Annotated in this window: 10 protein-coding genes; 4 read left to right on the forward strand and 6 right to left on the reverse strand. The window is 73.9% G+C overall.

What is annotated here, in order from left to right:
* Positions 1-2: 2 nt before the first annotated feature.
* Both OIU81_RS14050 and OIU81_RS14055 read right to left on the reverse strand, forming a co-directional pair.
* Positions 3-1,793 (reverse strand): hypothetical protein, encoded by a 1,791-nt coding sequence (locus tag OIU81_RS14050; RefSeq protein ID WP_443073986.1) that lies wholly within the window; start codon positions 1,791-1,793, stop codon positions 3-5.
* Between the two features lie 203 nt (positions 1,794-1,996).
* A complete protein-coding gene (locus OIU81_RS14055; protein WP_329147629.1) occupies positions 1,997-3,391 on the reverse strand; it encodes a transcriptional regulator in 1,395 nt (464 codons plus the stop codon).
* Between the two features lie 464 nt (positions 3,392-3,855).
* On the opposite strand from OIU81_RS14055, the gene OIU81_RS14060 reads away from it, so the two are divergent.
* From OIU81_RS14060 to OIU81_RS14070, 3 genes are all read left to right on the forward strand, one after another.
* Positions 3,856-4,527, forward strand: coding sequence for a bifunctional DNA primase/polymerase (locus OIU81_RS14060; protein ID WP_329147631.1), 672 nt, complete (start codon positions 3,856-3,858; stop codon positions 4,525-4,527).
* 233 nt (positions 4,528-4,760) lie between these two features.
* Positions 4,761-5,540 carry an ABC transporter ATP-binding protein gene (locus OIU81_RS14065; protein WP_329155139.1) on the forward strand — a complete coding sequence of 260 codons (780 nt, stop codon included), beginning with the start codon at positions 4,761-4,763 and terminating at the stop codon, positions 5,538-5,540.
* On the forward strand, positions 5,537-7,171 hold the full coding sequence (locus OIU81_RS14070; protein ID WP_329147633.1) for a transporter: 1,635 nt from the start codon (positions 5,537-5,539) through the stop codon (positions 7,169-7,171). Before OIU81_RS14065 ends, OIU81_RS14070 begins: the two co-directional genes overlap by 4 nt.
* 277 nt (positions 7,172-7,448) lie before the next feature.
* Here the strand turns inward: OIU81_RS14070 and OIU81_RS14075 are convergent, their stop codons facing one another.
* Both OIU81_RS14075 and OIU81_RS14080 read right to left on the reverse strand, forming a co-directional pair.
* The gene (locus tag OIU81_RS14075) at positions 7,449-8,324 is read right to left on the reverse strand and encodes an alpha/beta fold hydrolase (protein WP_329147635.1); all 876 of its coding nucleotides are present in this window, start codon (positions 8,322-8,324) and stop codon (positions 7,449-7,451) included.
* A gap of 495 nt (positions 8,325-8,819) precedes the next feature.
* The gene (locus tag OIU81_RS14080) at positions 8,820-9,512 is read right to left on the reverse strand and encodes a metal-dependent transcriptional regulator (RefSeq protein WP_329147637.1); all 693 of its coding nucleotides are present in this window, start codon (positions 9,510-9,512) and stop codon (positions 8,820-8,822) included.
* A 197-nt stretch (positions 9,513-9,709) separates the two neighbouring features.
* Here OIU81_RS14080 and OIU81_RS14085 point away from each other — a divergent pair, with 197 nt between their 5' ends.
* A complete protein-coding gene (locus tag OIU81_RS14085; protein ID WP_329147640.1) occupies positions 9,710-10,477 on the forward strand; it encodes an SIS domain-containing protein in 768 nt (255 codons plus the stop codon).
* Here the strand turns inward: OIU81_RS14085 and OIU81_RS14090 are convergent.
* Together OIU81_RS14090 and pdxH are read right to left on the reverse strand one after the other, a co-directional pair.
* Complete coding sequence (locus OIU81_RS14090; RefSeq protein WP_443073987.1) at positions 10,465-11,898, reverse strand: PAS domain-containing protein; 1,434 nt, start codon at positions 11,896-11,898, stop codon at positions 10,465-10,467. The genes OIU81_RS14085 and OIU81_RS14090 overlap by 13 nt on opposite strands.
* Positions 11,899-12,471: 573 nt before the next feature.
* Positions 12,472-13,161, reverse strand: coding sequence for a pyridoxamine 5'-phosphate oxidase (gene pdxH / locus OIU81_RS14095; protein ID WP_443073988.1), 690 nt, complete (start codon positions 13,159-13,161; stop codon positions 12,472-12,474).
* Positions 13,162-13,425: the final 264 nt, after the last annotated feature.

Genomic DNA, 13,425 nt, shown 5'->3' on the forward strand with positions numbered 1-13,425 from the left:
GCTCAGAGCTGCTCGGGGCGGCGCTCCGTCAGGCCGTACTTCCGGGCGAGCGGGTTCCAGATCTGGGCCGCCTGCCGTTTGGCCTGGGTCGCCTGGCCGCTGGCCACATTGGCCTGGGCGGCCTGCCCGGTGCCCCTGGCCCGGCCCTTGTGGCAGCCCTTCTTGCCGCCGACCTGGCCGGCCCAGGCCGCGTAGTGGTTGTCCGCGGCGGCCGAGGACTGCCAGGCCTTGGTGAGGGCGGCGGTCAGCCGGGCGTGGTCGGGGATCTTGTCGACGGAGAGCTGCTGCAGCCGCTTCACCAGATCGTTGCGCTGCCCGGCCGCGGACCGCAGGTCCTTGGCCGCGCCGCCGAGGTTGCTGCAGGTCTTGATGCCGTTGACGGCGCCGATCACCGAGGAGCGGCTGTTGTTGCTGTCGCCCAGCAGCGCGTCCAGGTCCTTGGCCTGTGCCTGGGCCGGGTCGGCGGACGGCTTCGGCTGCTCCGACTGCTGGGGCGCCGTGGAGGCACCGGCCCCGGAGTCCTGCTTCTTCGCGCTGTCGTCACTGCTGCCGCCGCTCAGCGCCCAGCCGAGGCCGAGGCCGGCGCCGGCGAGCACCACGATGACGATGCCGATGACCGCGGCCGCGGGGAGCCGCCGGCGCCCGCCGCCGGCGTCATCGTCATCGTACGGGGCCTGCGCGCCGTGGCCGCCGGGCGGCGGGAACTGCTGGCCGTACTGCTGCTGGGGCGGCTGGCCCGGCCCGTACGGCGAGTGGCCCGGGTCCTCGAAGCGCGGCAGCTGTGCCGTGGAGTCCGGTGCCCCGGTCTGTCCGGGCGTGCCCGGTCCGTCGCGGAAGAGGCCGTCGAACTCGGCGGGCGTGGGGCGGTCGCCGGGTGCGCCGGGGCGGACGCCGTACGGGGCGCCGGGCGGCGGGGGCGGCGCGCCGGCGCCCACCGGCGGGATGAGCTGGGTGGCCTCGGCGTCGCCCGCGCCCTGGGCGCCGGGCATCGGCTGGGCGGCGCCCCGGGGGCCGCCGTGCTGCGGCTTGATCGCGCGCAGCATGGTGGTGGACTCGTCGGGCGTCTCCGGTCGGGAGCGCGCCTCGGGCGGCAGCGGCGCGGCACCGCCCGGCTGCCCGCCTATGGGGGGAATCAGCGCGGTGGCCTCCGCATCGCCCGAGACGGGCGGCAGCGGTGCGCCGGTCTGCGGGGTCGCCTTCACCAGCGCTCCGGACGGGCCCTGGGGCTGCTGTCCGTACGGCTGCTGGGGCGGGGGCTGCTGGCCGTATGCCTGCTGAGGGGGCTGGTGGCCGGCGTCGTAGGGGCCCTCGGGCGGCAGTGCGCCGGGTGCGCCCTGGCCGCCGTACGTCGGCGCGGCCTGGCCCTCGGGACCGGCCGGCTGCTGCGGCATCGCGGGCGGGACGGGCGGCAGCGGCGGCTGCCCCTGGGGCGGCGCCGGGAAGCCCTGGCCGCCCTGCGGCTGCGGCGGCCCGGGGGCCTGCGGGTGCTGCGGCTGTCCCTGCGGTGCGCCGTGGCCCTGCTGTTGATCTTGGCTGAAACCGTACTGCTGGTCCTGGCCGTAACCCTGCGGCGGCTCCTGCCCGTACCCCTGCGCGGGCGCCTCGCCGTACGGCTGGGGGGCGGGGGCGGCCTGCTCACCGGGGCCCCAGGGCTGACCCCAGGGCTGGCCGGCGGCCGGCGCGGGCTGCTGTTCGGGCACCCACGGCTCGCCGTTGGCGGGCAGCACAATGCCCTCTCGGGCGGGACCGGCCGCAGAATTCTGCGGGTCGTGACCCTGTCCGCTCTGCGTCACCGTGACTCCTACCAACGTGCAGACCTACGGAATCGTCGGCTGCACGCTACCGGGTCGCAGCAACGTTCGACACGTCGCCTGGTCACCACCCCCGCCCGCCCCGGAACGCGGCGGACGGACCGCCTCCGCCGGCCCGCCCGCGCCGGACGACAAACCCGACGCCGCGCGACAAATGCCGTCCATCCACCCGCACGAGGCGTTGCTCACGCCGCGGCGGCCCGCAGTTCCAGCCGTGCGCTGAACTCCCTGACGACGGGTTCGTCCCGGTATGGCTCCAACCGCAGCTGGAAGTCCTCCAGATACTCCGCGCCCCGGTCCGAGCGCAGCCCGCCGAGCAACTCCACCGCCTGGGTGCCCGTGTGGCAGGCCTGCTCCACCTCGCGCTGCTGCGCCTGCGCACCGGCCAGCAGCAGCAGGCCGATGGCCCGGCGCCGCGCCCGGCCCTCCGGATGCCCGTCCAGCGCCTCCTGCGCGCGCTGTCCGGCGGGGCCCGGCTGCCCCAGATCCCGGTGGCAGTGGGCGAGTTCATCGGCCAGATAGGCCTGGTCGAAGTGGGCGATCCAGACCGGGTCGTCGCCCGCGTCGGCGGCCGCTTCGGCCCGTTCCATCGCGGTGACCGCCCGCCCGGCCACCACCTGGAAGGCCCGGCCGTCGCCCATCAGCGCATGGCCGCGCGCCTCCGCCGCACAGAACATCGCCTCCGCGCGCGGGGTGACATGGCCGCGGGCGCCCTCCTGCGCGGCGCGGGCGAGCTGGGCGATCTCGCGTGGATTGCCGAGCGAGGCGGCGAGGTGGCTCATGCTCGCGGCCAGGACGTAACCGCCGTAGCCGCGGTCACCGGCCGCCTGGGCCAGCCGCAGCGCCTGGATGTAGTAGCGCTGGGCGAGGCCCGGCTGGCCGGTGTCGACGGCCATGTAGCCGCCCAGTTCCGTCAACCGCGCGACGGCGGCGAAGAGTTCGCGCCCCACCGACTCACGGTAGGAGCCGGCCAGCAGCCCCGAGACGACGCTGTTGAGGTAGTGCACGACGACCGGCCGGACATGCCCGGCGCCGAAGCGGTGGTCGAGTTCGCTGAGCGCCGAGGTCATCGCGCGGACCGCCTCGACGTCCGAGATCCCCACGCGGGCCCCGGCGTTGCGGGCGACCTGGACATCGGCGCCGGTGATCAGCCAGTCGCGGCTGGGCTCGACCAGCGCCGAGGCCGCGACCGTGGAGCCGCTGAGGAAGTCGCGCCGCCCGACATCGCTGCGCCACAGCTCGCAGACCTGCTCGATCGCCCCCAGGACGGTCGGCGAGAACTGCAGCCCCACCCCGGACGCGAGGTTCTTGCCGTCGGCCATCCCGATCTCGTCGATGGTGACCGTGCGCCCCAGCTTGCGGCCCAGCGCCTCGGCGATGACGGCCGGGGCCCGGCCCCGCGGCTGCTGTCCGCGCAGCCACCGGGCCACGGAGGTCTTGTCGTAGCGGAGGTCGAGACCGTGTTCCGCACCGCACATGTTGACGCGGCGGGCGAGCCCCGCGTTGGAGCAGGCGGCCTCCTGGATCAGCGACTGGAGCCGTTCGTTGGGCTGCCGTGCGACGAGTGGCCTGGCGGCCATGCTGTACCCCCTGTGTACTGCTGTGCGCGTTCACCGGCGAACGCCGTTCCCCGTGATCGATTCCCCAGGCATATACCGGATATCCGAGAGTTCCGGGATATGCACGATAAATGGGCTCACAGCGCCATACACCTTGCCGAGGATGCGCGGTTGTGCGCGGTTGATGAGCGGGGTGGATCCGGTCCTGTGCATCCTCGGTGCGCGGCGCTCGTTCAACGGGTGGGACGGTGCGCGGTGTCGGTACGCGGCTCGCGGCGCCGCCGTGCCGGGCTCCCCCGGGGTCCACGCCGGCCTGCCGCCGGGCGGCCTCTCCGCCCGTCAGGCAGGTGGCTACCCGCTCGCCGGGCCCCACCCGCACACGCGCCCCCACCGGTGCCCCCATGCGCCCCACGTGCGAGAACAATGCGCCGGGGCCGTCAGCCATTTGGGCGTAACCCTTGGTCACCACGGGAGTTGTCCTGGGCGTGGAAAAGACCATCGGAGTCACAGGGACCCCGCAGATCCCCGCGCAGCGCGGCGAGCAGCTGCTGGACACTGCGGTGCGTTACGCGGAGGAGCGCCACTGGGACGTGTTCCCCGGCGCATGGCTGGAGCACGACGGCCGGACGCCGCGCTGCTCGTGCCGCGCCCGCGACTGCGCTGCGCCCGGCGCACATCCCACCGCGCCCGGCTGGGCCGGCGAGGCCACCGGCAGCGCGAGCACCGTCCGCCGGCTGTGGAGCAGCCGGCCGCGGGCCTCGATCCTGCTGCCGACCGGCCGGACCTTCGAGGCGCTGGAGGTCTCCGAGACCGCGGGCTGTCTGGCGCTGGCCCGTATGGAACGGATGGGGCTGCCGCTCGGCCCCGTCCTGTCCACCCCCGACCGCCGGATGCTCTTCCTCGTCCTGACCGGCGCCTCGGCGAAGGTGCCCGCGCTCCTGCGGGGTCTGGGCTGGGTGCCGGCCACGCTCGATCTGCTCTGCCGCGGCGAGGGCGAGTACATCGCCGCGCCGCCGACCCGGGTGGGCACGCACGGCGTGGTGCAGTGGGCCCGCCGCCCCAGCGCCGCCAACCGCTGGCTGCCGGACGCGGAGGAGCTGATCAGCCCGCTCGGCTACGCCTGCGCCCGGGAGGCGGTCGCGGCCCGGACCCGCTGACCCGCGGCCCGTTCCGTCCACCGGCGCCTCGACGCCCGGCGGAACGGCTCCCTCCGGCAACCCGGCCGTATCGTGGGACGCCGGACGGGGGTCACGACCGGCCCCTGCGGGGACGTCGAAGGGCGGGACCGGTGGCGAATGAGCCGGAACACATCGAGGGGCGGGCCGAGACGGCGCCGCCGCAGCACACCACTGTCGCTCCGGGCGGGCCGGTCACGGCCGCCGGCAGCGAGGTGACCGGCCCGCCGGCCGTCCGCATCCAGGGCCTGTGGAAGAAGTTCGGCGAGCAGACCGCCGTCCACGGCATCGACCTGACGCTGCCGGCCGGCCGCTTCATCGGCCTGGTCGGCCCCAACGGCGCCGGCAAGACCACCACCCTGTCCATGGTGACCGGCCTGCTGCGGCCGGACGCGGGGAAGGTCGAGATCGGCGGGCACGACGTCTGGCAGGACCCGGTGTCGGTCAAGTCCCGGATCGGGGTGCTGCCCGAGGGGCTGCGGCTCTTCGAGCGGCTGTCGGGACGCGAACTCCTCGGCTACATAGGCCGGTTGCGCGGCCTGCCGGGCGACGAGGTCGACAAGCGCGCCGGGCAGCTGCTGGAGGTGCTCGGGCTGTCGGGCGCCCAGCACAAGTTGGTGGTGGACTACTCCACCGGCATGCGCAAGAAGATCGGGCTGGCGGCCGCGCTGCTGCACAACCCCGAGATCCTCTTCCTCGACGAGCCCTTCGAGGGCGTCGACCCGGTGTCGGCGCAGACCATCCGCGGCGTCCTGGAGCGCTACACCGCCTCCGGCGCCACCGTGATCTTCTCCAGCCATGTGATGGAGCTGGTCGAGTCGCTGTGCGACTGGGTCGCGGTGCTGGCCGCCGGGCGGATCCGGGCCGACGGCCCGCTCGCCGAGGTACGCGGCGCGGCGCCCTCGCTGCAGGACGCGTTCCTCGAACTCGTCGGCGCGCAGGGCCGCGGCGCGGGCGTGGACCTCGACTGGCTGGGCGGTGGCCGCGCCCGATGAGCACCGAATCCGCCGCGGCCGCCCGCCCCGCCGCCGCACCGTCCCTGACCGCCGTCTTCGTACGGCTGAAGCTGTCGCTGCTGCGCAACGGGCTGCGCCAGTCGACCGGGCGCACCCTGGCGTATGTCGCCTCCATCCTCGTCGGGCTGCTGTTCGCCGCCGGGGTGGTGCTGGGGCTGAGCGCGCTGCGCGGCAACCCGCACGCCGGTGCGCTGGCCGTGCTGCTCACCGGGATCCTCACCGTGGGCTGGGCGGTGATGCCGCTGTTCTTCCCCGGTGGCGACGAGACGCTCGATCCGACCCGGCTGGTCATGCTGCCGCTGCGACCGCGGCCGCTGATCGTCTCGCTGCTGATGACCTCGCTCGTCGGCATCGGCCCGGTGGTCACTCTCGCGCTGGCGACGGGTGCGGTGATCGCGGTCGCCCACGGTGCGGTCGCCACGGTCGTGGGGGTCGTGGCCGCCGTCCTGGTGCTGTTGGTGTGCGTGGCGCTGGCGCGGGCCATCGCCACCGCCTCGGTCCGCCTGCTGACCAGCCGCCGCGGCCGCGATCTCGCCGTGCTGGGCGGGCTGTTCGTCGCGCTCGGCGGGCAGGGCGTCAACATCGCCGCCCAGCGGCTGGGCCGGCCGGACGGCTTGTCCGTACTGGAACCGCTGGGCGAGGTGCTGCGCTGGGTGCCGCCGGCCTCCGCGATCGGCGCGGTCGACGACGCCGGGCACGGGGCGTACGGGCGGGCACTGGCCGGTCTGGCACTGACGGCGCTGGCGCTCGCCCTGCTGCTGTGGTGGTGGCAGCGCACCCTGACGACCCTGATGACCTCCCCGGACTCCTCCACTCTCCAGGCGCTGGAGAAGGGCGGGGCCCGCCGGTCCGGCACCGGGGAGCGCGGGCTCGCGCGGCTGCTGCCGGACGGCCGTACCGGCACCGTCATGCTGCGCTCCCTGCGCTACGCCTGGCGCGACCCCAAGTCGAAGATGGCCTGGGCCACCGCGCTCGGCGTCGGCCTGCTGGTTCCGATCGCCACTTCCGCGCAGGGCAACGGCAGCATCTACACCGCCTTCTCGGCGTCCGCGCTGCTCGGCGCGCAGATGTACAACCAGTTCGGGCAGGACACCTCGGCGTTCTGGATGGTCGCCTCGACGATCGCCACGTCCCGGGACGCGTATCAGGAGCTGCGGGCCCGTGCGGTGACGCTGGCGCTGGTGGCCGTCCCATACGTCACGCTGGTCGTCATCGGCGCCGCGGCGCTGATCGGGCCGTGGTCGGACTTCATGGAGGTCTACGGGCTCTCGCTGGCCGTGCTCGGCGCGCTGCTGGCCACCGGCGCGGTGTCCTCCGCGCTGTTCCCGTATTCGATCCCCTCGGAGAGCAACAAGAGCGTCGCGCCGGGACAGGGCGCGATCGCCTGGTTCAGCCTCTTCGGCGGCGTCCTGGTCGCCGCGGTGCTGTGCAGCCCGCTGCTGGGTCTGACCATCTGGCTGCATGTGGCGGGCCTGCACCAGCTCCTGTGGGTACTGCTGCCGGCCGGAGCCCTCTACGGCACGGGACTCGCCGAGCTGGGCCTGCGAGTGGCGGCCCCCCGGGTGACGGCACGACTGCCGGAAATCCTGGCGGCGGTCAGCAAGGGCTGAGGAATCCGGCGGGGCGGGCCGGCGGGGGCCGGGGGGAGCTTCCCCCCGGCCCCTTCGGCTGGGATCCGCCGGATTCCGGGCGGGTCTGCCGGGCCCGGCGGGGGCTGCCGGAACCTGCCGGGTCGGTCATGGGGCGCCGTGGGCGAGACGAGGCGCCGTGGGGGCGGCGCGGGGCATGGGCGGGGAGGCGTGGGGCCTGGGCCGGGAGGCGTCGGCCATGGCTGCCGGCGCGGAGAGTCGCATACCGCGCCTCGGATGACGTAGCCCGGGCGCGCGTTCAGCCCGGCATCGTGGCCGTGTGGAGAAACGGTTCGATGGCGGCGTACCAGGCGTCGGGTTGTTCCCAGGGGAGCAGATGCCCGGCGTCGGGGATTTCGGCGTAGGCGCCGCGTGGCAGTACCCGGACCATCTCCTGGGCTTCGGCGCGGCCCAGTTCGGCGTCGAGGCCGCGGACGACGAGGGCCGGGCAGGACACCTGGGCGAGCTCCTCCCAGTGGGCGTCATGGACCCAGGTCTCACGGGCGGTGAGCATCTGGCGGCGGGAGAAGACGGGGCGCCAGCCGTCGGCGCGCTCGGCCATCACCTCGGCGAAATACTCGCCACGGGCCGGCCGGGGCCGCTCCAGGGTCGGATCGTCCTCACCGAACCACTTGCGGACATCGGCGAGGGTCGCGAACGGCATCGGCCAGGAGCGGAACCACTCGGTCCATTCCCGCTGCGAGGCCGCGCCCAGCGCCGACGCCCGCATGTCGCAGATGACCAGCGCGCTGACCAGATCCGGTCTCCGGGACGCTAACTGCCATGCCGTCAGGGCACCCATGGCATGCCCCACCAGAGCGACGGGGGCGAGGCCGAGCTGCTCGACGGCGGCGATGGCATCGTCGACATACGCCCCGCGGTCATACGGCCCCACGGCGGGCTTCTCGCTGCGGCCGTGGCCCCGCTGGTCCAGCGCGACCGGGCGGTGACGGGCGCTCAGCCGGCGTGCGGTGCCGGCCCAGTGCGAGGCGCGTCCCATCAGCCCATGGAGCAGCAGCACACCGGGACGCCGCTCCGGCTCCTCCAGACCGCTGCCGCTCTTGGGCGGGTCGGAGAACTCCCAAGCGGCGAGACGCACGCCGCCGGCCCCTGCTACATCGATGCGTCGCACCATGTGCCCTGGCACCCCCAATCGTCCCGTGAGCACTTCCACACTATCGAACCCCTATTCGAACGCGCCGCTTTGGCGCGGAATACCCCTCGTTCGAGTGACCTCACTCGGGGATTGTCCGCGCCCGCCACGGGGAGACATCTGCCGGGAGGCGGGCCCTACCGGGAAGGGGGCCCGTGGGGAAAGACCCTGAGAGCTCGGGGCTCCGGGTCTTGGGTGGGGGACATGGGGAGGCAGGGCCCCGGCTGCTCGCAGCGCCGGGGCCCTGACTGTTCCCACCACGGGTGGATGCATCCGAGCCCCCTCCCGGCCAGGACAGGCCGCCGCACGACCAAGCGTCAGCGTGACACGACACCGGCCGTATCGCACGGATTCGCACAAGTCCGTTCAACAGGCAAGAACTTGCCGAGCCCGCCGAACGGCGCGTCAGCGCAGCTCAGCGGGCTCGTGAGGGAAATGCGGGCGGGAGTGCGAAAAGGAAAGAGTCTGAAACTGCTTTCAACGCTTGGCGACAAAGACATGCGAGGCGATCTCGGCGCCCAGCTCGGCGGCCTCACCGCTGCTGCCGACCAGCACCCCGGCCGGCGACTCGGTCACGCTCACCACCGCGCCCGGCTGCACACCGGCCCGGCGCAGGGTGTACATCAGCTGGGCGTCGGCCTGGATGGGCTCGCCGATCCGGCGCACCACGGCCGTCTTGCCGTCGGCCCCGGCGTCCAGGTCCATCAGGCTCACCATGCCGGCGTCGAGGAACGGGTCGACCTCGGACTTCTCGCCCAGCTCTGCCAGCCCGGGGATGGGGTTGCCGTACGGGGACTCCGTCGGGTGCCGCAGCAGCTCCAGGACGCGGCGCTCGACCGCCTCGCTCATGACGTGCTCCCAGCGGCAGGCCTCGGCGTGCACCTGCTCCCATTCGAGGCCGATGACGTCGACGAGCAGGCACTCGGCCAGGCGGTGCTTGCGCATCACCCGGGTCGCCAGCTGCCGGCCCTCTTCCGTGAGCTCCAGATGACGGTCGCCCGCGACCGTCAGCAGCCCGTCCCGCTCCATGCGTGCCACGGTCTGGCTCACCGTCGGGCCGCTCTGTTCGAGGCGCTCCGCGATGCGTGCGCGCATGGGCACCACACCTTCCTCTTCCAGCTCGAGGACGGTGCGGAGATACATCTCCGTGGTGTCGATCAGTCCTGACATGCGTGCCCCTCGATGTGTGGTGCGGTGGCCCTGTTCTCAATTCTGACGCATCCCACCGACATCGGTGCCGCGCCGTGTGCGGCGGCGACCCCGCACCGCCGTATTGACAGGGCACTGGTCCAGACCGCAACGTGATCCGCGCCACTGATCACAGACGGCCAGATCCGACGAGAGTCCGACGAGAGGGGGCCGCGGCAATGGCGGAGAGCGACCGGAGCGACCGGCTGGCCGGGAACTACTTCGACGCCGCGATCGACCTGCTGCGACAGGTCCGCGACGCGGAGGGCGACCGGATCACCGCGGCCGGGACGCTGCTCGCGGACGCCGTCGCGGCGGGCGGGCGGATCTTCTCCTTCGGCGCCGGCCACTCCTCGCTCCCCGCTCAGGACACGGTCTACCGCGCGGGCGGCTTGGCCGTCATGAATCTGCTGTCGGTCCCGGGTGTGGTGGGCGTGGACGTGCGGCCGGCGATGCTCGGCAGCGCGCTGGAGCGGGTCGACGGGCTGGCCGCGGCGGTCCTGGACACCAGCCCCCTGGAGGCGGGCGATGTGCTGGTGATCATCTCGCTGTCCGGGCGCAACCCGCTGCCCGTGGAGATGGCGGTCAACGCCCGCGCCCTGGGGATCAAGGTCATCGGCGTGACGTCCGTGGCGTACGCGGACGCCACCAGGTCCCGGCACGCCTCCGGCAGCTTCCTCAAGGACCACTGCGACCTCGTGCTGGACAGCCGGATCCCGCTCGGCGACGCGGAGCTGACGCTGCCCGGCATCGACGCGCCGTTCGCCCCCGCCTCCACCGTCGTCACCAGCGCGATCATGCAGGCCATGGTGGCCACGGCCGCCGGCACCCTCGCCGAGCGGGGCATCGACCCGCCGCTGCTGCGCTCCGGGAACGTCGACGGCGGCCACGACTGGAACGCCTCCGTGATGGGCGCCTACGCGGACCGGATCTTCTACCGGCAGTGAGCCGGGGGCGCGCCGAGCGCCGCGGCGCCCGCGAGGTCGAGGGCGGTGGCGATCCGCGCCGCCACCTCCTCCGCGTAGTCCGCGTCCGCCCGGTCGAAGGGGCGGCGCGCGGGGGTCCGCAGAAAGGTCGCGACGCCCAGGGTGCGGCCGCGGCTGCGGAGCACCACACACAGGCCGTGCACGGTGCCGTCCGGCCAGTGACGGGCGGCCGCCCAGCCCTCGGGTGCGGCGGATCCGGCGCCGGTACGCACCGGGCCGCGCCGCTCGCAGGCCTGGAGTGCCGGATGGCCCGGCGCGTACGGCACGGGCAGGCCGGTCGGCGGAAGCCGCTCGGCGGGACCGGGCGCCCCGGCCGGGGAGGCCAGCGCCCGCACCAGCCGGAGCCTGCCGCCGGGCAGCGCGCCCGGCGTGCCCGCGTGGCCCGGCGTGCCCGCGTCGCCACCGCCGTACCCGCCCTCATACGCACCGTCGTGCGCCTCGTTATCGGCGTTCTCGGCGTTCTCGGCGTTCTCGGCGACCACCCCGTACGGCGCGGGCGGGGGTGTCGTGGCGAGGTCGACCAGGCCGTGGTCGGCGAAGCCCGCCAGGGCGAAGTCGAGGTGGACGGCGGCGGCCTCGGCCGGGTCCGGGCACTCCGCGGCCGCCCGCCCCGCCCGGTGGAGCTGCCGTGCGCGAAACCGCAGCAGGGAGCTCTCCTGCGCGGCGCGCTTGGTGTCCGTGACGTCCTGGAACAGCCAGGCCACCCCCAGCGGCACCGGTTCCTCGCCCAGCGGGGAGGCCAGCCGGACGAAGCCGCTGCGCCAGCACCGGCGTGGGAGTTCGGCCCCCTCGGAGCGCAGCGTCACCCACAGCTCGGCGGTGGCCGGCGGGGCGCCCTCGGCGAGGACATGCTGCAGGGCGCCCTCCAGCTCCTCGACGCCCTGCGCCAGCAGCTCGCCGAGGGGGCGTCCCAGCAGGGCCGTGCGCCCCACGCCCAGGATGCGGCCGGCGTGGGCATTGACGACGGCGGGCCGCAGATCGGCGTCGATCAGCACCACGCCCCACGACGCGTCCTCGAACAGCGCCTCGGCCAGCGCCACGGACCGCTCCAGGTCCAGCTGGGTGTGCACCTTGCTGAAGGCGCAGTACACGCCCATGACCCGGCCGCCGGGCCCGCGGACCGCGGAGGACTGGGTGCGGACCAAGACGCGGTGGCCCTCCTTGGTCAGCAGGGCGAATTCGTGCACCTGGCGGCCCGGGGAGCGCATCGCGGCCGCCAGGGCGGCCTCGAACCCGGCGGCGTCCTCCTTGCGGACCGCCCAGCCGGTCAGTCCCGTACGGCCGACGGCCTCGGCGGCGGTCCAGCCCAGGATGCGCTCCGCCTCGTGGTTCCAGTGGGTGACCGTGCCGTCCGCGGCGAAGGCGGCCAGGGCCGCGTCCATGCCGTCCAGGAGCGCGGCGAGCAGACCGGAGTCATCGCTCTTCCCGGCGGCGCGGCACGCCGGTACCGCAGGGCCGGAAGCACCCGGAAGGCCGGGAACCCCGGGGGGACCGGAGAGATCTGAAGAAGCCGAAGAAGCTGATGAAGCTGATGAAGCTGACGAAGCAGTCACTGGCACCCCTCACGAACGCGGCCACACATGCTCCACCTGGGAACATTCAACTGGAACGTGACACAGAGCACCCGCGATTCACGGAAATCGTTGCTTCCGGGAAATGTGGTTGTGCCGGGCGGACCTGCTTCCTAATGTGTGGAGCACACGAGAAGGGAGGTGGTTCGGAAGATGATTTCGCACCGGACGCGTGAGGTGGCTGCGGGCTAGCGGCCCGTCGCTTCACCGAAGTGCAGCGCCGGACCGGCGCATACTGCAGATGCGCAGCCGGCCAATCCCAAGCAGTCACCCGACCCGCGGGCTGCCGGTTCGTCCGACCGGCCCTTCGCGCCACCGAGCGCGGAGGAGGCAGCCCGCGGGTCGTCTGCGTGTACGGCGCCCGCCGCCCCCGGCCCGTGCGTCTCAGGGGGCCAGCCGCTCCACTCGCCAGCCGCCGGGCTCGGCGACGTACCGCAGCCGGTCGTGCAGCCGGTTGAGCCGGCCCTGCCAGAATTCGACCGTCGCGGCGGCGATCCGGTAGCCGCCCCAGTGTGGCGGCGCGGGCACCTGCTCACCCTCCGGATAGCGGGCCGCCAATTCCTCGTAGGCGCCCTCCAGTTCCGCGCGCGAGGCGACCGGAGCGGACTGGTCGCTGGCCCAGGCGCCCAGCTGGGAGCCGTGCGGGCGGGTGCGGAAGTAGGCCGCGGTCTCGTCCCGGCCGATGCGTTCCGCGGTGCCGGTCACCACGACCTGGCGGGCGAGGGGGTGCCAGGGGAACAGCAGCGAAATGGCGGGATTTTCGGCGAGTTCACGCCCCTTGCGGCTGTTGTAATTGGTGAAGAACACGAAGCCGCGGTCGTCGAACGCCTTGAGGAGCACGGTCCGCGAGCTGGGCCGGCCGGCGGCGTCCGCGGTCGAGACGACCATCGCGTTCGGCTCGTGCAGCCCGGCCACGGTCGCGTCCTTGAACCAGCGGGCGAACTGGTCGTAGGGGCCGGCGGCGAGATCGGACTCGGCGAGTCCCTCGGCGCGGTAGTGCGCACGCATGGAGGAGGGGTCGGGGTTCTCGGCATGAGACGCGTCGGCTGGGTGCACGGCCTCATCTTGCAACATCGGCCGCGGCCCGGTCAGCTGGAGGGCGGAAGTCTGCCCCCGCCCGCCGGGCCGTAACCCTCCCGACGGCAAATCGACCACTGTGCCGGATCTCACGCTTCCCCGCAGGTGAGGGACCCGACAAAATCATGGCCCGGCCCACTGTGGGCTTCGGACACGGAGAGCTATCGTGTCCGTCCGGCTGTATCGACGCACCACACCGCCGCACCGCCCGCCCGCGTCCGACCACTGCGGGCAGGACCCTCGCGTGAACGGTGCCCTGGC

The sequence above is a fragment of the Streptomyces sp. NBC_01454 genome, from assembly GCF_036227565.1.
GTDB lineage: Bacteria > Actinomycetota > Actinomycetes > Streptomycetales > Streptomycetaceae > Streptomyces.